This window comes from Streptomyces sp. RLA131 (genome assembly GCF_056270125.1).
This window is the reverse complement of the sequence record NZ_JBWDOQ010000002.1, coordinates 5,227,764-5,252,720: the sequence shown is the minus strand read 5'-3', so window position 1 is coordinate 5,252,720 and position 24,957 is coordinate 5,227,764. Positions and strand designations below refer to the sequence as shown.

At 71.8% G+C, this 24,957-nt stretch carries 23 protein-coding genes and 1 pseudogene; 12 read left to right on the top strand and 12 right to left on the bottom strand.

The genetic code is table 11. The features are described 5' to 3' along the window. Window positions 1-15 precede the first annotated feature (15 nt). On the bottom strand, window positions 16-768 hold the full coding sequence (gene ppgK, locus RWE79_RS24930) for a polyphosphate--glucose phosphotransferase (protein ID WP_475942285.1): 753 nt from the start codon (window positions 766-768) through the stop codon (window positions 16-18). Window positions 769-778: 10 nt separating this feature from the next. Next, a complete protein-coding gene (locus RWE79_RS24925; RefSeq protein WP_475942284.1) occupies window positions 779-1,810 on the bottom strand; it encodes a 4-hydroxy-3-methylbut-2-enyl diphosphate reductase in 1,032 nt (343 codons plus the stop codon). A 65-nt stretch (window positions 1,811-1,875) separates the two neighbouring features. On the opposite strand from RWE79_RS24925, the pseudogene RWE79_RS24920 reads away from it, so the two are divergent. The 4 genes and pseudogenes from RWE79_RS24920 (at window position 1,876) to RWE79_RS24905 (ending at window position 6,342) form a co-directional block, all read left to right on the top strand. Then, window positions 1,876-3,253 (top strand): annotated as a pseudogene (locus RWE79_RS24920) (APC family permease). Between the two features lie 9 nt (window positions 3,254-3,262). Beyond that, window positions 3,263-4,477: an exodeoxyribonuclease VII large subunit gene (gene xseA, locus RWE79_RS24915; RefSeq protein WP_475942283.1), complete on the top strand. Its 1,215-nt coding sequence runs from the start codon at window positions 3,263-3,265 to the stop codon at window positions 4,475-4,477. 56 nt (window positions 4,478-4,533) lie between these two features. After that, window positions 4,534-4,773 (top strand): exodeoxyribonuclease VII small subunit, encoded by a 240-nt coding sequence (locus tag RWE79_RS24910; protein WP_475942282.1) that lies wholly within the window; start codon window positions 4,534-4,536, stop codon window positions 4,771-4,773. A gap of 975 nt (window positions 4,774-5,748) precedes the next feature. Continuing rightward, entirely contained in the window at window positions 5,749-6,342 is a 594-nt protein-coding gene (locus tag RWE79_RS24905; RefSeq protein WP_475942281.1) for a malonic semialdehyde reductase, read from the top strand. Between the two features lie 67 nt (window positions 6,343-6,409). Here the strand turns inward: RWE79_RS24905 and RWE79_RS24900 are convergent, their stop codons facing one another. Next, entirely contained in the window at window positions 6,410-6,931 is a 522-nt protein-coding gene (locus RWE79_RS24900) for a DUF4245 domain-containing protein (RefSeq protein ID WP_475946082.1), read from the bottom strand. A gap of 157 nt (window positions 6,932-7,088) precedes the next feature. On the opposite strand from RWE79_RS24900, the gene glpX reads away from it, so the two are divergent. Next, complete coding sequence (gene glpX, locus RWE79_RS24895; RefSeq protein ID WP_475942280.1) at window positions 7,089-8,129, top strand: class II fructose-bisphosphatase; 1,041 nt, start codon at window positions 7,089-7,091, stop codon at window positions 8,127-8,129. A 72-nt stretch (window positions 8,130-8,201) separates the two neighbouring features. Here glpX and RWE79_RS24890 read toward each other — a convergent pair whose 3' ends face one another. From RWE79_RS24890 to RWE79_RS24880, 3 genes are all read right to left on the bottom strand, one after another. Next, window positions 8,202-8,573 (bottom strand): WhiB family transcriptional regulator, encoded by a 372-nt coding sequence (locus RWE79_RS24890; protein ID WP_475942279.1) that lies wholly within the window; start codon window positions 8,571-8,573, stop codon window positions 8,202-8,204. Window positions 8,574-8,722: 149 nt separating this feature from the next. Next, entirely contained in the window at window positions 8,723-8,860 is a 138-nt protein-coding gene (locus tag RWE79_RS24885; protein WP_475942278.1) for a hypothetical protein, read from the bottom strand. Window positions 8,861-9,319: 459 nt separating this feature from the next. Beyond that, window positions 9,320-9,976 carry a DUF1707 SHOCT-like domain-containing protein gene (locus RWE79_RS24880; RefSeq protein ID WP_475942277.1) on the bottom strand — a complete coding sequence of 219 codons (657 nt, stop codon included), beginning with the start codon at window positions 9,974-9,976 and terminating at the stop codon, window positions 9,320-9,322. 151 nt (window positions 9,977-10,127) lie between these two features. Here RWE79_RS24880 and RWE79_RS24875 point away from each other — a divergent pair, with 151 nt between their 5' ends. Further along, window positions 10,128-11,789, top strand: a complete 1,662-nt coding sequence (locus RWE79_RS24875; RefSeq protein ID WP_475942276.1) for a fumarate hydratase — start codon at window positions 10,128-10,130, stop codon at window positions 11,787-11,789. A 46-nt stretch (window positions 11,790-11,835) separates the two neighbouring features. On the opposite strand, the gene RWE79_RS24870 is transcribed toward RWE79_RS24875, so the two are convergent. Further along, window positions 11,836-12,105 (bottom strand): type II toxin-antitoxin system RelE family toxin, encoded by a 270-nt coding sequence (locus RWE79_RS24870; protein WP_475942275.1) that lies wholly within the window; start codon window positions 12,103-12,105, stop codon window positions 11,836-11,838. Beyond that, on the bottom strand, window positions 12,102-12,380 hold the full coding sequence (locus RWE79_RS24865; protein WP_475942274.1) for a type II toxin-antitoxin system Phd/YefM family antitoxin: 279 nt from the start codon (window positions 12,378-12,380) through the stop codon (window positions 12,102-12,104). Before RWE79_RS24865 ends, RWE79_RS24870 begins: the two co-directional genes overlap by 4 nt. A gap of 75 nt (window positions 12,381-12,455) precedes the next feature. On the opposite strand from RWE79_RS24865, the gene RWE79_RS24860 reads away from it, so the two are divergent. The 6 genes from RWE79_RS24860 (at window position 12,456) to RWE79_RS24835 (ending at window position 19,511) form a co-directional block, all read left to right on the top strand. Further along, a complete protein-coding gene (locus RWE79_RS24860) occupies window positions 12,456-13,859 on the top strand; it encodes a class II fumarate hydratase (protein ID WP_475942273.1) in 1,404 nt (467 codons plus the stop codon). A 55-nt stretch (window positions 13,860-13,914) separates the two neighbouring features. After that, entirely contained in the window at window positions 13,915-14,592 is a 678-nt protein-coding gene (gene fomD / locus RWE79_RS24855) for a cytidylyl-2-hydroxypropylphosphonate hydrolase (RefSeq protein WP_475942272.1), read from the top strand. 212 nt (window positions 14,593-14,804) lie between these two features. Continuing rightward, complete coding sequence (locus RWE79_RS24850; protein WP_475946080.1) at window positions 14,805-15,428, top strand: class I SAM-dependent DNA methyltransferase; 624 nt, start codon at window positions 14,805-14,807, stop codon at window positions 15,426-15,428. A 26-nt stretch (window positions 15,429-15,454) separates the two neighbouring features. Continuing rightward, complete coding sequence (locus RWE79_RS24845) at window positions 15,455-17,623, top strand: ATP-binding SpoIIE family protein phosphatase (RefSeq protein ID WP_475942271.1); 2,169 nt, start codon at window positions 15,455-15,457, stop codon at window positions 17,621-17,623. 8 nt (window positions 17,624-17,631) lie between these two features. Continuing rightward, window positions 17,632-17,916: a hypothetical protein gene (locus RWE79_RS24840; RefSeq protein ID WP_475942270.1), complete on the top strand. Its 285-nt coding sequence runs from the start codon at window positions 17,632-17,634 to the stop codon at window positions 17,914-17,916. A 140-nt stretch (window positions 17,917-18,056) separates the two neighbouring features. Then, window positions 18,057-19,511 carry a catalase gene (locus RWE79_RS24835; RefSeq protein WP_475942269.1) on the top strand — a complete coding sequence of 485 codons (1,455 nt, stop codon included), beginning with the start codon at window positions 18,057-18,059 and terminating at the stop codon, window positions 19,509-19,511. 259 nt (window positions 19,512-19,770) lie between these two features. On the opposite strand, the gene RWE79_RS24830 is transcribed toward RWE79_RS24835, so the two are convergent. From RWE79_RS24830 to RWE79_RS24815, 4 genes are all read right to left on the bottom strand, one after another. After that, window positions 19,771-21,123 (bottom strand): AI-2E family transporter, encoded by a 1,353-nt coding sequence (locus RWE79_RS24830; RefSeq protein ID WP_475942268.1) that lies wholly within the window; start codon window positions 21,121-21,123, stop codon window positions 19,771-19,773. Window positions 21,124-21,300: 177 nt separating this feature from the next. Continuing rightward, window positions 21,301-21,975 carry an aggregation-promoting factor C-terminal-like domain-containing protein gene (locus tag RWE79_RS24825; RefSeq protein ID WP_475942267.1) on the bottom strand — a complete coding sequence of 225 codons (675 nt, stop codon included), beginning with the start codon at window positions 21,973-21,975 and terminating at the stop codon, window positions 21,301-21,303. Between the two features lie 411 nt (window positions 21,976-22,386). Further along, window positions 22,387-23,706 (bottom strand): PhoH family protein, encoded by a 1,320-nt coding sequence (locus tag RWE79_RS24820; protein ID WP_475942266.1) that lies wholly within the window; start codon window positions 23,704-23,706, stop codon window positions 22,387-22,389. 433 nt (window positions 23,707-24,139) lie between these two features. Then, window positions 24,140-24,913: an isoprenyl transferase gene (locus RWE79_RS24815; RefSeq protein WP_475942265.1), complete on the bottom strand. Its 774-nt coding sequence runs from the start codon at window positions 24,911-24,913 to the stop codon at window positions 24,140-24,142. Between the last annotated feature and the right edge of the window lie 44 nt (window positions 24,914-24,957).

Here is a 24,957-nt window from a genome sequence, read left to right as displayed (position 1 = left end):
CCTGGCGGTCCTGACTCAGGCGCTCCGGTCCTGGGACGCGGCGGCCGCCATGGCGGCGCCGACGATGCCGGCGTTGTTCTGGAGGGCGGCCGGGACGATCTCGGCGCGGATTCCCTCGATGAGCGGCAGGAACTTGGCGGACTTGCGGCTCACACCGCCGCCGATGACGAACAGCTCGGGCGAGAAGAGCATCTCGACGTGGGCGAGGTACTTCTGCACCCGGTGGGCCCAGTGCTCCCAGGTGAGGTCCTCGTCCTCCTTGGCCTTGGTGGACGCCTTCTTCTCGGCGTCGTGGCCGTGCAGTTCGAGGTGGCCGAGCTCGGTGTTGGCCAGCAGCCTGCCGTCGGTGAAGACGGCGCTGCCGATGCCGGTGCCGAGGGTGAGCATGATGACCGTGCCCTTGCGGCCGCGGCCGGCGCCGAAGGCCATCTCGGCGATGCCCGCGGCGTCCGCGTCGTTGAGCAGCGTCACCGGGGCGCCGATCCGCTCGGCCAGCAGCCGCTGGGCCTCCAGGCCGATCCAGCCCTGGTCGACGTTGGCCGCCGTGCGGGTCGTACCGCCGGTGACCACGCCCGGGTAGGTCACGCCGATCGGCCCGGACCAGCCGAAGTGCTCGACGACCTGGCCGACGCAGTCCACGACCGCCTCCGGGGTCGCCGGCTGCGGGGTCAGCACCTTGAACCGCTCGTCCGCGAGGTCCCCGACCTCAAGATCTACCGGAGCACCCTTGATGCCCGACCCGCCGATGTCCACGCCGAAAACCTTCATAGGGACTACGCTACTTGGCGGTGTGGGCCGCGGCCTCCGCGCGCAGGTCCCGGCGCAGTTCCTTGGGCAGCGAGAAGGCGATGTGCTCGTCGGCCGACTTCACGATCTCGACGTCGCCGTAGCCGTGCGCGGCCAGCCGGTCAAGTACGCCGTCGACCAGGATCTCCGGCACCGAAGCGCCCGAGGTGACCCCGACCGTCATGACGCCGTCCAGCCAGGCGTCCTCGATCTCCTCGGCGAAGTCCACCAGGTAGGCGGCCCTGGCGCCGGCCTGCAGGGCGACCTCGACCAGGCGTACGGAGTTGGAGGAGTTCCGGGAGCCGACGACGATGACGAGGTCCGCGTCGGCGCCGATCTGCTTGACCGCGACCTGGCGGTTCTGCGTGGCGTAGCAGATGTCGTCGCTGGGCGGGCTGACCAGTGCGGGGAAGCGCTCCTGGAGCTTGCCGACGGTCTCCATCGTCTCGTCGACGGACAGCGTGGTCTGGGAGAGCCAGACCAGCCGGCTCTCGTCGCGGACCTCCAGGCCGGCGACGTCCTGCGGGCCGTCGACGAGGTGGATACGGTCCGGGGCCTCACCCATCGTGCCGACGACCTCCTCGTGGCCCTCGTGGCCGATGAGGAGGATGTCGTAGTCCTCGGCCGCGAAGCGCTGGGCCTCCTTGTGGACCTTGGTCACCAGCGGGCAGGTCGCGTCGATGGAGGGGAGCTTGCGGGCGGCGGCCTCGTCGTGCACCTCGGGGGCCACGCCGTGGGCGGAGAAGACCACGATGTTGCCCTCGGGCACCTCTTCGGTCTCGTCGACGAAGATCGCGCCCTTGGTCTCCAGGGTCCGCACGACGTACTTGTTGTGGACGATCTCCTTACGGACGTAGATCGGGGCGCCGTACTGCTCCAGGGCCTTCTCCACGGCGATCACCGCCCGGTCCACGCCCGCGCAGTAGCCGCGGGGGGCGGCGAGCAGAACACGTTTGCCACTGCGACGCGCGGCGTCCCCGCTCGGGTCGGCGGCGGGCGACGGGCGGGAGGTCGAAGCAGTCATGCCCTCCATCGTACGGGCCGTGGCGCAGGGCGCGGGAACGGCGTATCCGCCCGAAGCTGGGGCGTATGACCGCGCCTGAGGCCACACCCGCGACGACGCCCGCCCCGGCGACCCTGCACCGCAGCCTCGGCTTCCGGGACCTGGTCGTCTACGGCATGCTCTTCATCGCGCCGATGGCCCCGGTCGGCATCTTCGGCACGCTCCAGGCCACGTCGCACGGGGCGGTCGCCCTGGTCTACCTGGTGGCGACGGCCGCGATGGCGTTCACCGCGTTCAGCTACGCCCAGATGGTGCGGGTGGTCCCCCGGGCGGGCTCGGTCTTCGCGTACGCGCGCGCCGGGCTCGGGGAGGGGCCGGGGTTCGTCGCCGGGTGGATGGCGATGCTGGACTACCTGCTGATCCCGGCGGTGGCCTATCTCTTCTCCGGTATCGCGATGGAGGCCCTGGTCCCGCAGGTTCACCGCTGGGTGTGGACGGCTCTGGCGGTGGCCGTCACCACCGGGCTGAACCTGTGGGGGGTGCGGGCGGCGGCGCTGGCCGGCTTCCTGGTGCTGGCCCTGGAGATCGCGGTGCCGGCGGTCTTCGTCGTCTCGGCGGTCGTGGTGCTGGTGCGCGACGGCGCCGTACGCGGCCGGGCCACGCCGCTGACCGGGCAGGGCGCCTTCTCCCTGACGGCGGTGCTCGGTGCGGTGTCGGTGGCGGTGCTGTCCTTCCTGGGCTTCGACGCGATCGCCTCCTTCGCGGAGGAGGTCACCGGCGGCTCGGCCCGGGTGGCGCGGGCGGTGCTGTTCTGCCTGGCGCTGGCGGGGGTGCTGTTCGTGACGCAGAGCTATCTGGCCGCGCTGCTCGCCCCGATGTCCGCCGCCGACCTGGCCACGCGCCACCCAGGGCTCCGCCTTCTACGACACCGTCGACGCGGCCGTCGGCACCTGGCTGCACGACCTGGTGGCCGCCAGTAAGGCCATCGGCGCCGCCTTCGCCGCGCTGGCCGGCCAGGCCGCAGCCGGGCGCCTGGTCTTCGCCATGGCCCGGGAACGGCGTCTGCCGGGCGCCCTGTCGCGGGTGAGCGAGCCCAGCGGCGTGCCGCGGCGGGCGGTGCTGGTGTCGGCGCTGATCACCCTGGTCGCCGCCGTGTGGGCGGCCGGCCGCGGTGACGGCCTGGACCGGCTGGTGTCGGTCGTCGACATCGGCGCCCTCACCGCCTTCGCCCTGCTGCATCTGTCGGTCGTCGGCTGGTTCGTCGTGCGGCGGCCCGACGGGGCCCGGCCCAGCCCGGTGCGGCATGTGCTGATGCCGCTGCTGGGGCTCGCGATCACCGTCGCGGTCATCGTGGAGGCCGCCGCCTCCGCCCAGTTCGTCGGCCTCGCCTGGCTGGTGGCGGGCCTGGTGGTGCTGGCCGTCCAGGGCGCCGCGCGCGGCGGCTCTGTCGGTGGCGGGGGCTAGTCTCGGCGTATGGCGGTGAACACGTCGGCGGAGACGCCGATCCCGGTCGGCGAGGTGTCGCGACTGATCGGCGGATGGATCGACCGGCTCGGCGCGGTGTGGGTGGAGGGGCAGATCACCCAGCTGTCCCGGCGGCCGGGCGCGGGCGTGGTGTTCCTGACCCTGCGCGACCCGTCGCAGGACATCTCGCTCTCCGTGACGTGCCGTCGGGCCGTCTTCGACGAGGTCTCCGATCTCGTCGGTGAGGGCGCGCGGGTCGTGGTGCAGGCGAAGCCTGAGTGGTACGCCCCGCGCGGGCAGCTGTCGCTGCGCGCGACGCGGATACGGCCGGTGGGCATCGGCGATCTGCTGGCGCGGCTGGAGCAGTTGAAGAAGCGGCTCGCGGCGGAGGGGCTCTTCGCCGCGGAGCGCAAGAAGGCGCTGCCGTTCCTGCCGCAGCTGATCGGGCTGGTCTGCGGGCGGGCCTCCGCCGCGGAGCACGACGTACTGGAGAACGCCCGGCTGCGCTGGCCCGCGGTCCGTTTCGAGGTGCGCAATGTGCCGGTGCAGGGCGCGTACGCCGTGCCGCAGGTGATCGAGGCGGTGCGAGGGCTGGACGCGCATCCCGAGGTCGACGTGATCATCGTGGCCCGGGGTGGCGGCAGTGTGGAGGACCTGCTGCCGTTCTCCGACGAGCAGTTGGTGCGGGCGGTGGCCGAGTGCCGTACGCCGGTGGTGTCGGCGATCGGGCACGAGCCGGACTCCCCGCTGCTGGACCTGGTGGCCGACCTGCGGGCCTCGACGCCGACGGACGCCGCCAAGCGGGTCGTGCCGGACGTCGGGGAGGAGCTGGCGCGGGTCGAGCAGGCGCGGCACCGGGCCCTGCGGGTGCTGCGCGGGCTGCTGGACCGTGAGGAGAACGGGCTGGCGGCGGCGCTGAGCCGGCCCTCGATGGCCCGGCCGCAGCGGATGGTCGAGGAGCGCGAGGAACAGGTCGCGGCGCTGCTGGAGCGCTCCCGGCGGTGTCTGCGGCACCGGCTCGACCGTTCCGAGGACGAGCTGTCCCACACCCGGGCGCGGGTGGTCGCGCTGTCGCCGTCGGCGACGCTCCAGCGGGGGTACGCGGTGCTCCAGCGGGCGGACGGCAGTGTGGTGCGGGCCGCGGACGACGTCGCCGACGAGGAGAAGCTGCGGGCCCGGGTCGCGGAGGGCGAGTTCGCGGTCCGCGTCACGCGTGACGCGTGACGCGTGCGCTGACGTGTGACGGGTTGAGTGTCGGAGGCCACCCCTAGGCTGAGGGCATGGCTGATCAGGACACGCTCGGATACGAGCAGGCGCGCGACGAGCTTGTCGAGGTGGTACGGCGACTGGAGGCGGGTGGCTCCACGCTGGAGGAGTCCCTCGCCCTGTGGGAACGCGGCGAGGAACTGGCCCGTGTGTGCCGCCGCTGGCTGGAGGGCGCCCGCGCCCGCCTGGACGCAGCGCTGGCCGAGGACGGTGCCGCCGGCGGTCCGGCCACGGGCGCCCCGGAGGAGGAGTAGCACCCGTCGCGCAGCGGGGTCCTGTGCGGACCGCGGCGCCCCGACGACCGTCGGGGAGGACCGGCCCGGATCGCGCGGGCGCGGCACCGTAGGAGTTGGGCGGGCCACCCGCCGCGCGGCGGGTGGCGGAGACCGGTCACGGACGCCCAGGGGCATCCGGCACGCGATCGCAAAGCGGTGGCCACGACCTCGTCGACCGACGAGAACACGGATCGCCGGGCCGCGCGCGGCTCCCGGCGGCAACGCACGGCCGTCAGGCCTTGGCGGGCCACGGAACCGCCCAGCGGCCGGGAGACCCGAGATGGACGCCCGAGGCGTCGGGTACGTGATCGCCAGGCGGGGGCCCGCGACGTCACCGGACGGCGAGAACGCGGATCACGCGCCCCGACGGCCATCGGGGCCGGACCGGCCCGGGTCGCGGGGGCGCGGCACCGGGCACCCCGGGCGGGGCGCGGGGCGCAGGGCCCCGCGGCGGCGGTGGAGACCGGTCACGGACACCCAGGGGCACCAGGCGCGCGATCGCGAAACGGTGGCCGGGACCTCGTTGACGGGTCGAGCAGGCGCGGCACGCCGCAGGCAGTGCGCGGGCCGCCCGCCGGGCCGCGCGCGGCTCCCGGCGGCAACGCACGGCCGTCAGGCCTTGGCGGGCCACGGAACCGCCCAGCGGCCGGGAGACCCGAGATGGACGCCCGAGGCGTCGGGTACGTGATCGCCAGGCGGGGGCCCGCGACGTCACCGGACGGCGAGAACGCGGATCACGCGCCCCGACGGCCGTCGGGGCCGGACCGGCCCGGGTCGCGGGGGCGCGGCACCGGGCACCCCGGGCGGGGCGCGGCCCGCGCGGCCGTGTCGTGGCTGTGAGGCCGGTCACGGACACCCCGGAAATGGTTGAACTTTCACATATGCTGGGTACGGTAGTCGGCGAGCGCCCGGATGGGCGCAAGCATCACAACTCCCCACAAGAGGTAGCCCAGCATGTCTCTCGTACTCGACTCCGCCGCGCAGGAACTTCTCTTCCGCGAGGCGCGGACCGCGAACAGCTTCACCGACGAGCCGGTGACCGAAGAGCAGGTCCAGGCGATCTACGACCTCGTCAAGTACGCCCCCACCGCTTTCAACCAGCAGCCGCTGCGGGTTCTCCTGGTCCGGTCGGCCGAGGGCCGCGAGCGTCTGGTCAAGCACCTGTCCGAGGGCAACCGGGCGAAGACCGCCGCCGCCCCGCTGGTGGCCGTGCTGGCCGCCGACAACGAGTTCCACGAGGAGCTTCCGGCCCAGTTCCCCGCCTTCCCGCAGGCCAAGGACCTGTTCTACTCGGAGCGTCCGGCCCGTGAGAAGTCCGCGGCCTTCAACGCCGCGCTGCAGACCGGCTACTTCATCCTGGGCGTCCGCGCCGCCGGCCTGGCCGCCGGCCCGATGACCGGCTTCGACGCCGAGGGCATCAACAAGGAGTTCTTCGCCGACGGCGACCACTCCGTGCTGGCCGTCGTCAACATCGGCAAGCCGGGCGAGAACGCCTGGTACCCGCGCGGCCCGCGGCTGGCCTACGACGAGGTCGTCACGACCGTCTGAGCTGCCCCGCGCATACGCGCATTCGCGAACACGCGGACACCTCCGGCAGCCGCCGGACAGCAGCGCCCTACTGGCCGCCGCGCTCCACGAGCGCGGCGGCCAGTTTCGCGAGCCGGCTCATCGGGGCGGTGCCGGTGACGACGGTGGTGACACCGTCGTGCTCGCGGACCAGGGCGTCGTACTTGGTGCCCTGGTAGCGGGCCCAGCTCACGCCGTCGACGGTGCGGCTGCCGTGCCGTACGGCGCCGTGCGTCCGGTCGTCGACGAAGACGGCGGCGCTCGTGGTGTTGCTCTGCTCCACGGCGGCGTACTCGTCCTGCGGGTCGACGAAGCCCAGGTGCCAGCTGACGGCCTTCGGGTCGACGGCGTCGTACGTCACCGAGGTGGCGCGCCAGTCCTTGCCGAGGCCCACCGGGGCGGCGACCGCGAAGGGGGCGCTGCGGCGCGCCTGGCCGAGCTCGACCGTGTAACTGACCGTCTTGACCGGGTCGCCCTCGTTGTGGGGGAGGAAGAAATAGACGCCTGCGACGACGGCGCCGATCGCCGCCATCGAGAGCACCATGTCCCACACTGTCTGCCTGCCGCGCATGTTTGCCACGCGTCCATCGTCCCCCATACCAGGAACCGCGCCGCGAGGCGGGGGGTATGCCGCTCATGTGTCGGGCGCCCTGCTCATTCTCACGTAGGCCCGATAAGGTCATAGGACCCTCTTTTCCGGCCGTCCTCGTACAGAAAGGTGCGCTGTGATGACCGAGCAGCACGAACCCCATCTCCCGCCGCAGCTGGAAGTCAGCTCCGAAGCCCCGGACCGGAACCTGGCCCTCGAACTCGTCCGGGTGACCGAGGCGGCGGCCATGGCCGCCGGCCGCTGGGTCGGCCGCGGTGACAAGAACGGCGCGGACGGCGCCGCCGTGAAAGCCATGCGGACCCTGGTCTCGACCGTCTCGATGAACGGCGTCGTCGTCATCGGCGAGGGCGAGAAGGACGAAGCACCGATGCTCTTCAACGGGGAGCGGATCGGCGACGGGACCGGCGCGGAGTGCGACGTCGCCGTGGACCCCGTCGACGGCACGACGCTGACCGCCAAGGGCATGAGCAACGCGGTGTCCGTCCTCGCGGTCGCCGACCGCGGCACGATGTACGACCCGTCGGCCGTCTTCTACATGGACAAACTGGTCACCGGACCCGAGGCGGCGGACTACGTCGACATCACCGCCCCGCCGTCGGTCAACATCCGCCGGGTCGCCAAGGCCAAGGGCGGCGCGCCGGAGGACGTCACCGTGGTGGTCCTGGACCGCCCCCGGCACGATGGCATCGTCAAGGAGATCCGGGAGACCGGGGCCCGGATCAAGTTCATCACCGACGGCGACGTGGCCGGCGCGATCATGGCCGTCCGCGAGGGCACCGGCGTCGACCTGCTGATGGGCATCGGCGGCACCCCCGAGGGCATCATCGCGGCCTGCGCCATCAAGTGCCTGGGCGGCACCATCCAGGGCAGGCTGTGGCCCAAGGACGACGCCGAACGACGCCGGGCCCTGGACGCGGGCCACGACCTCGACCGGGTGCTCCAGACGCACGACCTGGTCAGCGGCGAGAACGTGTTCTTCGTCGCCACCGGCATCACGGACGGCGAACTGCTGCGCGGCGTGCGGTACCGCGCGGAGACGGCCACCACCGAGTCACTGGTGGTGCGTTCGAAGTCCGGCACGATCCGGCAGATCAACTCCACACACCGGCTGTCCAAGCTGCGTGCGTACAGCTCGATCGACTTCGACCGGGCGCGCTGACCGCGGGTACGGACGCGGGTACGCACACGAGCCGGGGCCCCGCCGAATCGGCGGGGCCCCGGCCCTGTGGTCTCAGCCCGCCGCGGGCATCCGCGTGGACCGCTGCACCTCGGCCTCCCGGCGCCGGCGCCGGGCCAGTACCACCCGGCGCTCGGCGGCGGTCAGGCCGCCCCAGACGCCGTACGGTTCCGGCTGGAGCAGCGCGTGCTCCCGGCACTCCAGCATGACCGGACAGCGCGCGCAGACCCGCTTGGCGGCCTCCTCCCGGGAGAGCCGCGCGGCGGTCGGCTCCTTGGAGGGAGCGAAGAACAGACCCGCCTCGTCACTGCGGCAGGCCGCCTCCGCGTGCCATGGGCCGCCGAGATCCCGTGGCTGGCCTCCCTGGACGGACGACGCGCCCCTGGAAACGGCGGATACTGCCGGGGGCTCGATCGGTTGAAGCACGGGATACTCCTGACGACGGCTCGGCGTTGTGTCACCCTTGCCTGTCGCGCCGCGCGGCGACGGCGAGCGACGTGTGCCCAAGCCTTACCCGCTGTGCGGACGTTCATGCGCACCGTGTCCACCCGGGCCCCCGCCCGGCGCCCGGAGGATCAGCCGCGGTGGTCCTCGGCCCCGTCCCGGCCGACGTCCGTACGGACGATGTCGCCGGCCTCCGCCTGGTGGACGTCGGCCAGGTCGGTGGTCCGCTTCGGGGAAAGCCCGGGCCACGCCCACGCGTTGGCGCCCACCCGGGAGTCCGTCCGGGCCGAGGATTCGTACCACCTGCCGGAGTCGTTCTTCCGGCCGCCTGCCGGGCGTTCAGGGACTGGCCGACGAAGCCGGCGCAGTCACCGCCCTCGTCGTCGAGCTTGTCGGCGCGAGTGGCCATGGCCGTGCGGTTGCAGCCGCCGGAGGGCAGGGAGTTGGGCCTGCGCGTGGCGCGCCGGGCCGTGGCGGCGACGGTGGCCCCGGCCGGCGGCCGCCCTCACCGTCGCCGTGCTCGCGGCGGGCAGACCGACCTCCGGCGCGTCCTCCGTCCGTGCCGGCCGGGCCGACAGGCCCACGTTCCCGGACCGCGACCGCGGCGCGCGGCGCCGGGGGCCGGGGGCCGCGGGCCGCGCCTGCCGGGTGCCGCGCGCCGCGCGCCGCGCCTGCCGGGTGCCCGGCGCCGGCTGTGCGGCCGGAGGACGTGGTCGTGTCGGCGGGGTTCAGCCGTCGAGTCCGGGCCTGGCGCCGTGCGGTCTCAGCCGCTTGCCCCGCTTGGGTTTGGCCTCCACACCGCCCCAGAAGGCGAAGCCCTGGATCCTGATCACCGGCGCCCCCGGGTCCGGGGACTCGTACGCCTTGATGTCGGAACCGCCCATGATCCCGACCACACCGCCGCCCCGCAGCGTGACGTTCTCCGGGACCCGGATCGAGATACCGCCCATGATCGCGGTGCAGTTGATCACCAGCTCGGGAGAGGTGAAGGTCGCCTCGGTGAGGTCGATCTCGACACCGCCCATGATCGCGACCGCGTTGATCCGGCTACCGACCCGCCAGCGGCCCTTGCGTTCCCCGCCGCCCAGGATGCCGATCAGGTTGGGGTTCTCACCGGTGCCGTCCGGCACCGGCACCACCCGCGGCGCTTGGGCGGCGTGGCCGCCGGGCACGGGCAGATCCCTGACCAGCGGCTCCAGTTGGCCGACGGTCTTGGCCTCGTAGACCGCGTCGAGCCGCTCGGAGTGCTCTTCGGTCGTCAACCGGCCCTCCGCGAGCGCGTCGCGGAGGATGTCGGAGACACGGTCACGGTCCGCGTCGGACGCACGGAGTACGGCCTCGGCGACGGAGGGCTGTTCACGCTTCTGGAGCGACGACTCATCCACCCGCCTACCGTACACAAACGCGATAGATCGCGACTAGGGCCTGTGCGGGTCGAGCACGACCGAGGTGAGGGTCACCTCACACCGCCGGCGGGCCGGTCACGTTCTACGCTTGACGCGCTTCATCGACGCGGCGCAGTGAGGACTGTCCACAATGCCTGAGTTTGCCTATACCGATCTGCTCCCCCTCGGCGAGGACACCACGCCGTACCGTCTGGTCACCGCCGAAGGCGTCAGCACCTTCCAGGCCGACGGCCGCACCTTCCTCAAGGTCGAGCCGGAGGCGCTGCGCGCGCTCGCCGCCGAGGCCATGCACGACATCTCGCACTATCTGCGCCCGGCCCACCTCGCCCAGCTGCGCCGCATCCTCGACGACCCCGAGGCGTCCCCGAACGACCGCTTCGTCGCCCTGGACCTGCTCAAGAACGCCAACATCGCGGCCGCCGGCGTGCTCCCCATGTGCCAGGACACCGGCACCGCCATCGTCATGGGCAAGCGCGGCCAGAACGTCCTCACCGCCGGCGGCGACGAGGAAGCCCTCTCGCGGGGCGTGTACGACGCGTACACCAGGCTCAATCTGCGCTACTCGCAGATGGCCCCGCTGACCATGTGGGACGAGAAGAACACCGGCTCCAACCTGCCCGCCCAGATCGAGCTGTACGCGACCGACGGCGGCGCCTACAAGTTCCTCTTCATGGCCAAGGGCGGCGGCTCGGCCAACAAGTCCTTCCTCTACCAGGAGACCAAGGCGGTCCTGAACGAGGCCTCCATGATGAAGTTCCTGGAGGAGAAGATCCGCTCGCTCGGCACCTCGGCCTGCCCGCCGTACCACCTGGCGATCGTGGTCGGCGGCACCTCGGCCGAGTACGCGCTCAAGACCGCGAAGTACGCCTCCGCGCACTACCTCGACGAGCTGCCCGCCGAGGGCTCCGCGACCGGCCACGGCTTCCGCGACAAGGAGCTGGAGCAGAAGGTCTTCGAGCTCACCCAGCGGATCGGCATCGGCGCCCAGTTCGGCGGCAAGTACTTCTGCCACGACGTACGGGTGGTCCGCCTCCCCCGGCACGGCGCGTCCTGCCCGGTCGCCATCGCGGTCTCCTGCTCCGCCGACCGCCAGGCGCTCGCGAAGATCACCCCGGAGGGCGTCTTCCTGGAGCAGCTGGAGACCGACCCGGCGCGCTTCCTGCCGGAGACCACCGACGAGCACCTGTCCGACGACGGGGTCGTGCGCGTCGACCTCAACCGCCCGATGGACGAGATCCGCGCCGAGCTGACCAAGTACCCGGTCAAGACGCGGCTGTCCCTGACCGGGCCGCTGGTCGTCGCCCGCGACATCGCCCACGCCAAGATCAAGGAACGCCTCGACGCCGGCGAGGGCATGCCGCAGTACCTCCGCGACCACGCCGTCTACTACGCGGGCCCCGCCAAGACCCCCGAGGGCTACGCCTCCGGCTCCTTCGGTCCCACCACCGCCGGCCGGATGGACGCCTACGTCGAGCAGTTCCAGGCCGCCGGCGGCTCCCAGGTCATGCTGGCCAAGGGCAACCGCTCCCAGCAGGTCACCGACGCGTGCGCCGCCCACGGCGGCTTCTACCTCGGCTCCATCGGCGGCCCCGCGGCCCGCCTCGCCCAGGACTGCATCAAGAAGGTCGAGGTCATCGAGTACGCCGAGCTCGGCATGGAAGCGGTCTGGAAGATCGAGGTCGAGGACTTCCCCGCCTTCGTCGTAGTGGACGACAAGGGCAATGACTTCTTCCAGGACCCGGCCCCGACCACCCCGACCTTCACCACCATCCCGGTGCGGCCCGGGGCGTAGCGCCGGTGAGGACGGCGGGGGGCGGGCTCTCGCTCCCCCGCCGTCCTCACAAGTCGGGGTGGACGTCCCTGCGGTTGCCGGTCCTGACGACGAGGACGATCAGCTGTCCGCCGTCGACCTGGTAGGCGACCCGCCAGTTGCCGACACGCAGCCGGAAGAGACCCCCGGCACCGGTGAGCTTCTTGACGTCGGCGTCCTCACGGAACGGATCGTCGCCCAGCCGTGTGAGAGCCGTGAGAATCCGCATCGCGGTGGGTTGATCGATGGCTCGCAGCTGCCGCTGAGCAGCGGTGGTGAAACGGAAGGCGTACTTCACGCGGCATCCCCGCGCGTCGAGTGCCCGGGGTCCTCGGCGAACAGGTCGGCCAGCAACTCCGCCATGGAGACGGTCGGCTCGTCCAGGTGCTGGACGGCTTCACGGGCGAGCATCTCGTCCGCGGCGTCTTCGAGCGCCTGGAATTCGGCGATCGGCACTATGGCGGCGACCGGCGTGCCGTTCCGGGTGATGACGGTGGAGTCCCCCGCCTCGGCCTGGTTGATGAGGTCGGACAGGTGGGTGCGGGCTTCCCGCACGCTGATGCTCTCGTCCATGACCAAAGTGTACGCACGAACGCGTACACAAGGTGCCCGGGAACAGAATCTCCGTTCCCGGGCACTGTCATAGGTATGAGCGACGACAGGGCTGCCGAGGGATACCGGACCGAGCACGACTCCATGGGCGAGGTGCGGGTGCCGGCGCACGCGAAGTGGCGGGCGCAGACGCAGCGGGCGGTGGAGAACTTCCCGGTGAGCGGGCAGCGGATCGAGCGGGCGCACATCGCGGCGCTGGCCCGGATCAAGGGGGCGGCGGCGAAGGTCAACGCCGGCCTCGGGGTGCTGGACAAGGACGTGGCGGAGGCGGTCCAGGAGGCGGCCGCGGAGGTGGCGGCGGGCAAGTGGGACGAGCACTTCCCGGTCGACGTGTTCCAGACCGGCTCGGGGACGTCGTCGAACATGAATGCGAACGAGGTGATCGCGACCCTCGCCTCGGAGCGGCTGGGCCGCGCTGTGCACCCCAACGACCACGTCAACGCGAGCCAGTCGTCCAACGACGTCTTCCCGTCCTCCGTGCACATCGCGGCCACGGCCGCCGTCACCGGGGACCTGGTACCGGCGCTGGAGCACCTGGCGGCCGCGCTGGAGCGGAAGGCGGAGGAGTTCGCCGGGGTGGTGAAGTCGGGGCGTACGCATCTGATGGACGCGACGCCGGTGACGCTGGGGCAGGAGTTCGGCGGGTACGCGGCGCAGGTGCGGTACGGCGTGGAGCGGCTGCGGGCGTCGCTGCCGCGGCTGGCGGAGCTGCCGCTGGGCGGGACGGCGGTGGGGACGGGGATCAACACGCCGCCCGGCTTCTCCGCGGCGGTGATCGCCGAGGTGGCCCGGGTGACGGGGCTGCCGCTGACCGAGGCGCGCAACCACTTCGAGGCGCAGGGCGCGCGGGACGGGATCGTGGAGACCTCGGGGCAGCTGCGGACCGTCGCGGTCGGGCTGACGAAGATCGCCAACGACCTGCGGTGGATGGCCTCGGGCCCCCGTACCGGACTCGCCGAGATCAACCTCCCCGACCTCCAGCCCGGGTCCTCGATCATGCCGGGCAAGGTGAACCCGGTGATCCCGGAGGCGGTGCTGATGGTCGCGGCCCAGGTGACCGGCAACGACGCGACGATCGCGGCGGCCGGCGCGGCGGGCAACTTCGAGCTGAACGTGATGCTGCCGGTGATCGCCCGCAACATCCTGGAGTCGGTGCGGCTGCTCGCCAACGTCTCCCGGCTGCTGGCGGACCGCACCGTCGACGGGATCACCGCGAACGTCGAACGCGCCCGGGAGTACGCGGAGTCGTCGCCGTCGGTGGTGACGCCGCTCAACCGGTACATCGGGTACGAGGAGGCCGCGAAGGTCGCCAAGCGGGCCCTGGCGGAGCGCCGGACGATCCGGGAAGTGGTGCTGGAGGCGGGGTACGTGGAGCGCGGGCTGCTCACCGAGGGGCAGCTCGACGAGGCCCTCGACGTCCTGCGGATGACGCGCCCGTAGTCCGTATCGCCCGGAAGGTGATGTCTACGTAACACACAATCCGTAAGATCTGTTCATGACAGCGGACATCCTTCTTCCCCCGGGACCGGCGGCGGCCCGCGACCGCTGGTCGCCCGGGGACCAGGTGCTGTGGCGCTACCGCGGCAACGCCACCGACGAACTGCACATCTGCCGCCCCGTGACGGTCGTACGGGACGACCCCGATCTGCTGGCCGTGTGGATGGCCCCCGGGACGGCCTGCGTGAAGCCGGTGCTGGCGGACGGCTCGGCGATCCACCGGGAGCCCCTGGCCACGCGCTATGTGAAGCCACGCACTACGCGCGTCGAGCAGTGGTGGGGCACCGGGGTGCTCAAGCTGGCGCGGCCCGGGGAGCCGTGGTCGGTGTGGCTGTTCTGGGAGCAGGGCTGGCGGTTCAAGAACTGGTACGTGAATCTGGAGGAGCCACGGCGGCGGTGGGCCGGCGGCATCGACTCGCAGGACCACTTCCTGGACATCGCCGTCGCCCCGGACCGTAGTTGGCAGTGGCTGGACGAGGACGAGTTCGCGCAGGCCCAGGCGGTGGGACTGATGCCGGGGGCGACGGCGCGGCGGGTCCGGGAGGCCGGGCAGCGGGCGGTCGGGGTGATCCACGCGTGGGGGCGTCCGTTCCAGGACGGGTGGGAGAACTGGCGTCCTAATCCGGCGTGGCCGGTACCGGCTCTTCCGGACGACTGGGACCGTCCGGCAGGGTGACCGCATGGGTCCGAAGCTGCGCCCTCCTACATCAAACGTAGGATCGTCTTCCGCAAGACTGCGCAATTTACGGATCACCACTATGGTTTGACGCTACGTCAACCAGGCAGCGACACAAGCCGCGAGGCTCACCAGGCTCGCAAGGTCCAGTCACGTCACAGGAGGCCCAGGCTGTGGGAGTCGGAGTTTACGGTCGCGGCGACGCCGACGTACTGCTCCACGGTGCCTGCTGGACCGAGGCGGAGTTCCCCGAGAAGGAGGGGCAGATCGCGGCGGCCGGCTGGCTCACCGAGGCACTGCCCATCGGGGCGCGGGTGCTCGACATCGGCTGCGGCACCGGACTTCCGACCTGCCGGCAGCTCGTGGACGCCGGGCTGGACGTGACCGGCATCGACCTGTCCGCCGGAATGCTCGCGCTGGCCCGCGAGTCCGTGCCCGAGGCCGCCTTCCTGCGGGCCGGGATCGCCGACATCGGCCGGCTCGACCGGGCCGACCGGCTCTGCCGCTTCGAGGGCGTCACCGCCTTCTTCTCGCTGCTGACACTGCCCCGTTCAGGGATTCCCCACGCACTGGGGGTCATCCGTGATCTGCTCGTCCCCGGCGGCCGGTTCACCCTGGGGATGGTGGAAATGGACGCGGGCGACGAGGCAGGCTTCGAGATGCCGTTCCTTGGTAACACTGTCCGGGTATCGGGTTATCTACGGGATGATTTGCGTCAGGTGGTGGAAGAGGCGGGATTTGACGTACTGAAGGAGGACTCGCATCCCTGCTCACCGACAGCTTTTGACGGACCGCCGGAGGAGCAGCTCTTCCTGCACTGCCGACGACGCGTGTGACGTACCGACCGGATGGAACGACCAGGGTGAGCACGGAGCGCACGACCCAGCAGGCCGCTGCATCGACGACGGCGGCGGGTGCCGCGCGCCCTGTCGCCCCGCCCCCGGGTCCTCCCCCGGGCACGGACGCCGGCGCCGCCCCGCAGGTGCCGGACCCCCGCAGCGGCTTCGCCACGTCCCGCCCCAAGCGCAACAAGGGCGGCCGTAACCGGGCACCGGCCGCGGCCGACTCCACGCCGCCCGGCACCCCGCTGCCCGGCACCCCGCCGCACGGCACCCGCTCCACGGCCCGGGACATGGCGGCCGCGCAGGTCGCCGCCGGGCACCCGGCGGACGAGGAGTCCAGCGGCGCCCAGGCCCTCAGGGCACTCGGCGGACAGCTCGGCGGCGGACCGGGCGCCGGAACGCCGGCCCGGGGGCTGCCGAGCCCGGCCGCCGAGCCGAGCCGCGAGGCCGAGCGGCTGCGCTACGTGGGCGCGGCGACCCGCCGTATCGCCCGGGGCATCGACCTCGACGAGATCCTGCTCGGTCTGTGCCGGTCGGCGGTGCCGGCCTTCGCCGACGCCATCCTGGTCTATCTGCGCGACCCGCTGCCGGTGGGCGAGGAGCGGCCTTCCGGGCCGCTGGTGCTGCGGCTGCGCCGTACCGACCGGGCCCCGGACGAGAGCGCCTCCGAGCAGTCCCCCGAGACCGGCGCCCTGCTGCCGGTGGTGCCGTCGACCGAGGGCGCGTACGGGGCCGCCGCCGACACCATCGACGTGCCCACGGACGGGCCGCTGGCCGAGGTGCTGCGCGGGGTGCGGCCGCTGTTCTCGGAGACCCCGCAGGCCGGCGCCGCGCTCAGCGAGCTGGTCGGCGGCTGCCCGGACGCCACGTCCATCGACTCCCGGACCGGCGACTTAATCCTTCCGACCGGCCGCCGCGCGATCCTCGCGCCGCTGCGCGGACGCCGCCGGGTGATCGGCGCGGCCGTGCTGCTGCGCCGTCCCGACCGGCCGCCCTTCGAGCCGGACGATCTGCTGGTCGCCGCGCAGCTGGCCACCCACACCGCGCTCGGCGTCGACAAGGCCGTGCTCTACGACCGCGAGGCGTACATCGCGGACTCCCTCCAGCGCGAGATGCTGCCCGACTCGCTCCCGCAGCCCACCGGCGTACGCCTGGCCAGCCGCTATCTGCCCGCCGCCGAGTCGGCCCGGGTCGGCGGCGACTGGTACGACGCCATCCCGCTGCCCGGCAGCCGGGTCGCGCTGGTCGTCGGCGACGTCATGGGCCACTCCATGACCTCCGCCGCGATCATGGGCCAGCTCCGTACGACGGTCCAGACCCTGGCCGGGCTGGACCTGGCCCCGCAGGAGGTGCTGTACCACCTGGACGAGCAGGCCCAGCGGCTCGGCCAGGACCGGATGGCCACCTGCGTCTACGCCGTCTACGACCCGATAGCGCACCGGGTCACCATCGCCAACGCGGGCCACCCGCCGCCGGTGCTGCTGCACGCCAACGGCCTGGCCGAGGTACTGCGGGTCCCGCCGGGCGCGCCCATCGGCGTGGGCGGGGTGCCCTTCGAGGCCGTGGAGCTGCCCGCGCCCGCCGGGGCGACCCTGCTGCTCTACACCGACGGCCTGGTGGAGTCCCGGACCCGCGACGTCTGGGGCGGCATCGAGATGCTGCGCGAGCGGCTGCACGCCGCGTCGCAGATCGTCTCCCCGCCGCCGCTCGAACCCCTGTGCGACGAGGTGCTGGAAATACTCGGTCCCGGCGACCGGGACGACGACATCGCCCTGCTCGCCGCCCGCTTCGACGGCATCGCCCCCCGCGATGTCGCCTACTGGTTCCTGGAGCCCCGCGCCCAGACCGTCGGCCGGGCCCGCCGCCTGGTCCGCCAGGCCCTGCGCCGCTGGGACCTGGAACCCCTGACCGAGGCGACGGAACTGCTGGTCAGCGAGATCGTCACCAACGCCGTCCGCTACGCCGAACGTCCCGTCACGCTGCGGCTGCTGCGCACCGACGTCCTGCGGTGCGAGGTCGGCGACGACGCCCCCACCCTGCCCCGGATGCGCCACGCCCAGGCCCACGACGAGGGTGGTCGCGGCCTCTACCTGGTCTCCCGCATGGCGCAGCGCTGGGGCGCGACCCGGCTGAGCGCCGGCAAGGTCGTCTGGTTCGAGATGGGCATTCCGGGCGGCCTTCACCGGTAGACACCGCGGTGGACCCTGAGCGGGGTCCGGGGTCCGCCGCCGGTGGCCCGGTGGTCCTGGGCGGGTACGAGCGCCCCGCCGGCCCCGAGCTGCGACGCCGCTCGCGGGGGGCGGCCGGGGTCGCCCGGGAGGTGCGCGACCTCCCCTCGCCGGCTCACGACCCGGCGGGACCGCAGCCGCCGTGGGCGGCGGACCGGTCCCAGGGGGCGAGGCCCGGCGCGCTGGTCGGCGCCACGGTCCGCATCCGGACGCCGACGGCGGCGGAAGCCGTCCGGATGGCCGCCGGAGGCTGATCCGGGCACGGCCCACGGCCATGTACGCCATTCAATCCTGGACACGGTCCAAGCTGTTGCCGATATCCAATCTGCGGGGTTGACTGCAACGTGAGCCCCCGACGGACTCTTTCAAGATCACGACGGGAGGACCGACTCGTATGAGCACCCCCATTCCCCCCACCACCACCAACGCCGGAATCCCGGTGGAGAGCGACGCCCACTCGCTCACGGTCGGCTCGGACGGCCCGATTCTGCTCCACGACCACTACCTCATCGAGAAGATGGCCCAGTTCAACCGCGAACGGGTCCCCGAGCGGGTGGTGCACGCCAAGGGCTCGGGAGCGTACGGCGTCTTCGAAGTGACGAACGACGTCAGCCGGTTCACCAGGGCCGACCTGTTCCAGCCGGGGAAGCGCACGCAGATGCTGGCCCGCTTCTCCACCGTGGCCGGCGAGCTCGGCAGCCCGGACACCTGGCGGGACCCGCGCGGCTTCGCGCTGAAGTTCTACACCGAGCAGGGCAACTACGACCTGGTCGGCAACAACACGCCGGTCTTCTTCGTACGCGACCCGATCAAGTTCCAGGACTTCATCCGCTCGCAGAAGCGCCGCCCGGACAGCGGGCTGCGCGACAACAACATGCAGTGGGACTTCTGGACCCTGTCCCCGGAGTCCGCGCACATGGTCACCTGGCTGATGGGCGACCGGGGCATCCCCCGGACGTACCGGCACATGAACGGCTACGGGTCGCACACCTACATGTGGGTCAGCGGCACCGGCCAGAAGTTCTGGGTCAAGTACCACTTCAAGACCGACCAGGGCATCGACTACCTCCCCCAGGCGGAGGCCGACCACCTCGCGGGCGCGGACGGCGACTTCCACCGGCGCGACCTGTTCGACTCGATCGAGCGCGGCGACCACCCGTCCTGGACCCTGAAGGTGCAGATCATGCCCTTCGAGGACGCGGCGGACTACCGCTTCAACCCGTTCGACCTCACCAAGGTGTGGCCGCACGGCGACTACCCGCTGATCGACGTCGGCCGGATGACCCTCGACCGGAACCCCGAGGACTACTTCGTCCACATCGAGCAGGCCGCCTTCGAGCCCAACAACATGGTCCCCGGCATCGGCCCCTCGCCCGACAAGATGCTGCTCGGCCGGCTCTTCTCGTACGCCGACACGCACCGCTACCGGATCGGCCCCAACTACGCGCAACTGCCGCCGAACCGGCCGCACGTGCCGGTGCACTCCTACGCCAAGGACGGGCCCATGCGCTTCGAACCGTCGCGTACGGGCGCGGTGTACGCCCCGAACTCCTACGGCGGCCCGGCCGCCGACCTGGACCGGTTCGGCGACCCGGCGGGCTGGGAGTCGGCCGGAGCGATGGTGCGCGAGGCCTACAAGCTGCACCGCGAGGACGACGACTGGGGACAGGCCGGCACCCAGGTACGGCAGGTGCTGGACGACGAGGCCCGCGCGCGGCTGGTGTCGAACGTCTCCGGCCACCTGAAGAACGGCGTCAGCGCCCCGTTGGTGGAACGCGCCCTCCAGTACTGGCGCAACATCGACAAGGAGGTCGGCGACCGGATCGCCGCGAACGTCAACGGCGGCTGACGGTGACGGCTGACGGTGACGGCTGACGGCCGGTCTCCGCCACGACGGCAGCCCCGGGGCCGGTGAGCCTGCCCGTGCCCCGGGGCTGCATCACGTCATGACCCACGTCCGGACGAACAGCCCCGGTCGATGCCCCCCGGTGAGCGCGTCACCCTTCCCGCCTCGGTCGGGTCCGGGGTCGAGCTGGATGTCGAGGCCGTCCTGGCTGCCGGACGGTCGTAACCGGCGGGCGCTCAGCGGCGGACGGTCTCCCGGCGCCTCAGGACCCGGGGTCGTGGGGTGTGCCGGCCGCCGGGGGCGCCGCGGCGGGGGGCGCCGCCGCCGGGGGCGCGCCGTGCGGGGCGGGATCGTCGGACGGCTCGCTCGGTTCGGCCTCCCGGGCGTGGGCGCGCAGGTAGCCGACGACGGTGTTGGTGACCGCCACCAGCGGCACCGCGACGACGGCCCCGCCGATGCCGGCGACCAGTGAACCGGCGGCGACCGACAGGATCACTCCCAGCGGGTGCACCCGCACCGCCCGGCCGAGGATGAACGGCTGGAGGATGTGGCCCTCGATCTGCTGCACGGCCAGCACCACCAGCAGCACCATCAGCGCGGTGAACGGTCCCTCCGTCACCAGCGCGACGACCATCGCGATCGCCCCCGACGCCACCGCGCCGACCAGCGGCACGAAGGCCGCCAGGAAGATGATCACGGCGAGCGGCACGGCCATCGGCACACCGAGGAAGTAGATGCCGACTCCGATGAAGGTGGCGTCGATCAGGGCCACTATCACCGTGCCGCGCACATACAGGGTCAGCGTCCGCCAGGCGCGCGGGCCGGCGCCGGACAGCCCGTCGCGGGCGGCGGCGGGGAAGAGCCTGAGGACCCAGTTCCAGATGTTGGCGCCGTCGTAGAGCAGGAACAGCGTGCTGAACATCGCCAGCAGGATGCCGGTGAGGAACTCGATGACGACGGTGACACCCGCCAGGCCGGTCTCGGTGAGCGCCTTGGAGTTGGAACCGATCGCGTCCTGGAGGTTCTTGGCGATCTGGTTGATCTGGTCCTCGGTGACATGGAACGGGCTGTTGAGAAGCCAGCGCTTGAGCTCGGTGATGCCGTCCTGGAGGCTGGTGGAGAGGTTGTCTATGTTCTCCATGACCTGCCACACCACGAACCAGCCGACCAGGCCCATGACGACGAAGCCGCCGATGAACGTGATGGCGGTGGCCAGCCCGCGGTGCACCCCGCGCCGCTTGAGCCGGCCCACGAAGGGCTGCAGCAGCGCGGTGATCAGGAGAGCGGCGACGAAGGCGAGGATGACGAGCTGGATGGTGCCGATCACCTTCATCAGCACCCACACCGTGCCGGCCAGCACCAGCAGCCGCCAGCCGACCTCGGCGGCGACCCGCATGCCGAACGGCACCGCAGCCACCGGATCGGCCGGTCCCGTCCCGCCGCGCCGGGTCACCGGCCCCCGCTCGGCGGCCCTGAGAGCGCGCTCGGCCCTCTCCTCGGCCGCCGCCTCCGCCTCGGCCGCGGCCTTGGCGGCTGCCCGCGCCTCCTCCAGCCGTCCGGCAAGTCTCGCCAGTTCCGCTGCGAACCCGGCGCCCCACTGGCGCTTCTCAGACATCGCGTCCTCTGCCTCTGCCTCTGGCTGTACTGGTGTCCGTGCTCCCGGGCCCCTGTGCGGCCCTTGTGCACGGACGACTCTACGTGCCACCCAGGTTGCCCCCGAGTGCGGCACTCATGCCGGGCGGACAGCACAAAGCCCCCGAGCGCCAAGCACTCGGGGGCTTCGGGACACCACTCAGTACCAGTGGTTCGCCTGCCAGAAGGACCAGGCACCGCACGGACTGTCGTAACGGCCGTTCATGTAGCTGAGGCCCCATTTGATCTGGGTGGCCGGGTTGGTGCGCCAGTCGGCGCCGGCCGAGGCCATCTTGGTGCCGGGAAGGGCCTGGACGAGGCCGTAGGCACCCGAGGAGGCGTTGGTGGCCGTGTAGTTCCAGCCGCTCTCCCGCGTGACGATGTTGGAGAAGCACTGGTACTGCGTGGAGTCGCCGATGATCGACTGCGCCATCGCCTGGACCTCGGCGACGCTGTACGAGCTCTTGACCGTGGCGGTGAGGGCCTTGGCCTTCTTCTCGTCGGCGGCCTTCTGCTTCTTGGCCGCGGCCGCGTCGTCCGCCGCCTGCTTCCTGACGGCGGCGGTCCGGGCTGCCGTCTTGCGGGCTGTCTCCTCCGCGGTCTTGCGCGCGGTCGCGTCGGCTGCGTCCGACTGCGCCTGCACCTGCTGTGTCAGCGAGGCCTGCTGGACCTGCTGACCCGAGGGTATGTCCCCGAGTACGGTCGTCGCGTCAGCGGCGGGCAGGGCAGCGGCCGTTGCCGGCACGCTTCCCGCGGCGACGCCTACGACGGCGCCCACTGTGGTGACCGCAGTGGCCGAAGCCACCGCGAATCCCCGGACCGAGATCCGGCTCACACGGTTTCCTTCCAGCATCGCCCGCGTGGTGACCTCGCGGACGCGTTCCTGCCCCTGGCGCTGGCTTCCTCCTGCTCCGGTCACAAGAAGCGCTGGCCCGTAGGAACCTCCGTCGTCCGGAGAGTCCGTGTGGTGCTCGGGCGGCTTACGGCTGACGTTGTTGAGTTCTGGTTTCTTGCGTTCCTTCTGGGCCTTGAGGGCTCAGCAGGTACAGGAGTGCCGTAAGCGGGGCCTGACAGAACCGACAGCCTGCCGCAGCCCGGCGCGGTTGCGCAATTCTCTGCTGCGTGGCGAACGTCACACGCCGTTTGAACCTCGGTCTTCTTGGAAACCCCCGCGCGGTCTCCCCGGACAGCGCTAGGCTGCTGCGCCCTCGCGGCGCAGCAGCCCGGCGGACCGTCAACTCACCTGTTACGCGTGGCCGTCCTCCAGCATCTCGGTGACGAGCGCGGCGATGGCCGAGCGCTCGGAGCGGTTGAGGGTGATGTGGGCGAAGAGCGGGTGCCCCTTGAGCTTCTCGACGACCGCGACCACGCCGTCGTAGCGGCCGACCCTCAAGTTGTCGCGCTGGGCGACGTCATGGGTGAGCACCACCCGTGACCCCTGCCCGATTCGGGACAACACGGTCAAAAGCACGTTCCGTTCGAGGGACTGGGCCTCGTCGACGATGACGAACGCGTCATGCAGCGACCGGCCCCGGATGTGCGTGAGCGGCAGCACCTCCAGCATCCCGCGCGCCACGACCTCCTCGATGACCTCCTTCGAGGTGACGGCGGAGAGCGTGTCGAAGACCGCCTGCGCCCACGGGCTCATCTTCTCCGACTCGCTGCCCGGCAGATAGCCCAGCTCCTGCCCGCCGACGGCGTACAGCGGCCGGAAGACCATCACCTTCTTGTGCTGCTGGCGCTCCAGCACCGCTTCCAGGCCCGCGCACAGCGCGAGCGCCGACTTGCCGGTGCCGGCCCGGCCGCCCATCGACACGATGCCGATGTCCGGGTCGAGCAGCAGATCCAGCGCGATGCGCTGCTCCGCGCTGCGGCCGTGGATGCCGAAGGCCTCGCGGTCGCCGCGTACGAGCCTGACCCGGCCGTCGTCCGTGACCCGGCCGAGCGCCTTGCCCCGGTCGGACTGGAGCACCAGGCCGGTGTGCACCGGCATGTCCGCCGCCTCCGGCAGGAAGACCGACTCCTCCTGGAAGAGCGAGTCCACGTCCTCCGCGGAGACCACCAGCTCCTCCATGCCGGTGTAGCCGGAGGTGATCGCCAGCTCGGCCCGGTACTCCTCGGCCAGCAGGCCGACGGAGCTGGCCTTGACGCGCAGCGGCAGATCCTTGGACACGACCGTCACGTCGTAGCCCTCGGCCTGCAGATTGCGGGCCACGGCCAGGATGCGCGAGTCGTTGTCCCCGAGGCGGAAACCGGCGGGGAGCACACCCGGATCCGAGTGGTTCAGTTCGACACGGAGTGTGCCACCCAGCTCACCGATCGGAATGGGCGCGTCCAGGCGTCCGTACCGGATCCGGTACTCGTCGAGCAGCCGCAGCGCCTGGCGGGCGAAGTAGCCGAGTTCTGGGTGGTGCCGCTTGGCCTCCAACTCGGTGACCACCACCACCGGGAGCACGACCTCGTGCTCGTCGAAGCGGGTGAGGGCATTCGGGTCGGCAAGCAGCACGCTGGTGTCGAGTACGTAAGTGCGCCGGTCGTGCTCACGGCGATTCTTGCTGGTCACCACGTGTGGACGAACCCCCTCGGGAGAGGTCGGGGTGCGACTGCGTCGCGCGGGACTGGGCCGGGACCGACCAGAAAGGCCGGACCACGGCCCTCCGAGTCGACGCGGTCGGCGCTGTCCGGATCAGGAGTCGAAATTCCTGAAGACAGCTCGTCCGTGTGCAATGGGCCTCCCGGGCGGACGGCCACGTGCCGCCCGCTGCTGTCCGGCACCCATGGTCCGGATGCCGGTCTGACCGGTGTATTCCCTCGAAAGGGGAGGCCTATGCAGCCGCATATGACCGTGGTGCGAAACCCGTTCCCCCGGCGCACCCCCCGCGACCCGCTCCCCGAGCCCCTCACCTGCGGTTCCATGCCTGGATATCACGCGGCGCACGGGGGGAAGTCCACCTTCCGGAAGGCCGGCCCGGCGCGGTCGGCCCCGCCCCGCTACCCGGCTACGCCCCGAATCTGCGGGCCCGCGCCCCGAAATCACGCAGCGCCCGCAGGAAGTCCACCTTCCGGAACGCCGGCCAGAACACCTCGCAGAAGTAGTACTCGCTGTGCGCGCTCTGCCACAGCATGAAACCGGACAGCCGCTGCTCGCCCGAGGTGCGGATGACGAGGTCGGGGTCGGGCTGGCCGCGGGTGTAGAGGTGTTCGGCGATGTGGTCGATGTCCAGGATCTCGGCGAGGTCCTCGATGGAGGTGCCGCGGCGGCCGTGCTCCTGGAGGAGGGAACGGACGGCGTCGGCGATCTCCTGGCGGCCGCCGTAGCCGACGGCGACGTTGACCAGGATGCCGTCGATGCCGTCGGTGGCCTGCTCGGCCTCCTTCAGGACCTTCTGGGTCTGCTCGGGGAGCAGATCCATCGCCCCGACGTGGTGCACGCGCCAGCGGCCGTCGGCGGCGAGCCCGCTGACCGCGTCCTCGATGATCCCCAGCAGGGGCACGAGCTGGTCGGCGGTACGGGTCAGGTTGTCGGTGGACAGCAGCCACAGGGTGACCACCTTGACGCCGGTCTCCTCGCACCAGCCCAGCATCTCGGTGATCTTGTCCGCGCCGGCCCGGTGGCCCTGCTCGTTGGTGCCGCCGGCGGCCTTCGCCCAGCGGCGGTTGCCGTCGAGTATCACGCCGATGTGCTGGGGGACCTGCGTGAGGTCGAGGCGGCGTTCCACCCGGCGGGCGTAGAACTCGACCACCTTCGTACGCACCAGGTCGTGCAGATTCATACCGGGCCCCTCCTGCGGTGCGGTGGTGGGGTGCGGTGCTGTCA

What these genes read in the sequence shown, in the direction of transcription:
- ppgK (WP_475942285.1), bottom strand. Translation starts at nt 768, where the DNA reads ATGAAGGTTTTCGGCGTGGACATCGGCGGGTCGGGCATCAAGGGTGCT.
- RWE79_RS24925 (WP_475942284.1), bottom strand. Translation starts at nt 1,810, where the DNA reads ATGACTGCTTCGACCTCCCGCCCGTCGCCCGCCGCCGACCCGAGCGGG.
- xseA (WP_475942283.1), top strand. Translation starts at nt 3,263, where the DNA reads ATGGCGGTGAACACGTCGGCGGAGACGCCGATCCCGGTCGGCGAGGTG.
- RWE79_RS24910 (WP_475942282.1), top strand. Translation starts at nt 4,534, where the DNA reads ATGGCTGATCAGGACACGCTCGGATACGAGCAGGCGCGCGACGAGCTT.
- RWE79_RS24905 (WP_475942281.1), top strand. Translation starts at nt 5,749, where the DNA reads ATGTCTCTCGTACTCGACTCCGCCGCGCAGGAACTTCTCTTCCGCGAG.
- RWE79_RS24900 (WP_475946082.1), bottom strand. Translation starts at nt 6,931, where the DNA reads ATGCGCGGCAGGCAGACAGTGTGGGACATGGTGCTCTCGATGGCGGCG.
- glpX (WP_475942280.1), top strand. Translation starts at nt 7,089, where the DNA reads ATGACCGAGCAGCACGAACCCCATCTCCCGCCGCAGCTGGAAGTCAGC.
- RWE79_RS24875 (WP_475942276.1), top strand. Translation starts at nt 10,128, where the DNA reads ATGCCTGAGTTTGCCTATACCGATCTGCTCCCCCTCGGCGAGGACACC.
- RWE79_RS24865 (WP_475942274.1), bottom strand. Translation starts at nt 12,380, where the DNA reads ATGGACGAGAGCATCAGCGTGCGGGAAGCCCGCACCCACCTGTCCGAC.
- RWE79_RS24860 (WP_475942273.1), top strand. Translation starts at nt 12,456, where the DNA reads ATGAGCGACGACAGGGCTGCCGAGGGATACCGGACCGAGCACGACTCC.
- fomD (WP_475942272.1), top strand. Translation starts at nt 13,915, where the DNA reads ATGACAGCGGACATCCTTCTTCCCCCGGGACCGGCGGCGGCCCGCGAC.
- RWE79_RS24835 (WP_475942269.1), top strand. Translation starts at nt 18,057, where the DNA reads ATGAGCACCCCCATTCCCCCCACCACCACCAACGCCGGAATCCCGGTG.
- RWE79_RS24830 (WP_475942268.1), bottom strand. Translation starts at nt 21,123, where the DNA reads ATGTCTGAGAAGCGCCAGTGGGGCGCCGGGTTCGCAGCGGAACTGGCG.
- RWE79_RS24815 (WP_475942265.1), bottom strand. Translation starts at nt 24,913, where the DNA reads ATGAATCTGCACGACCTGGTGCGTACGAAGGTGGTCGAGTTCTACGCC.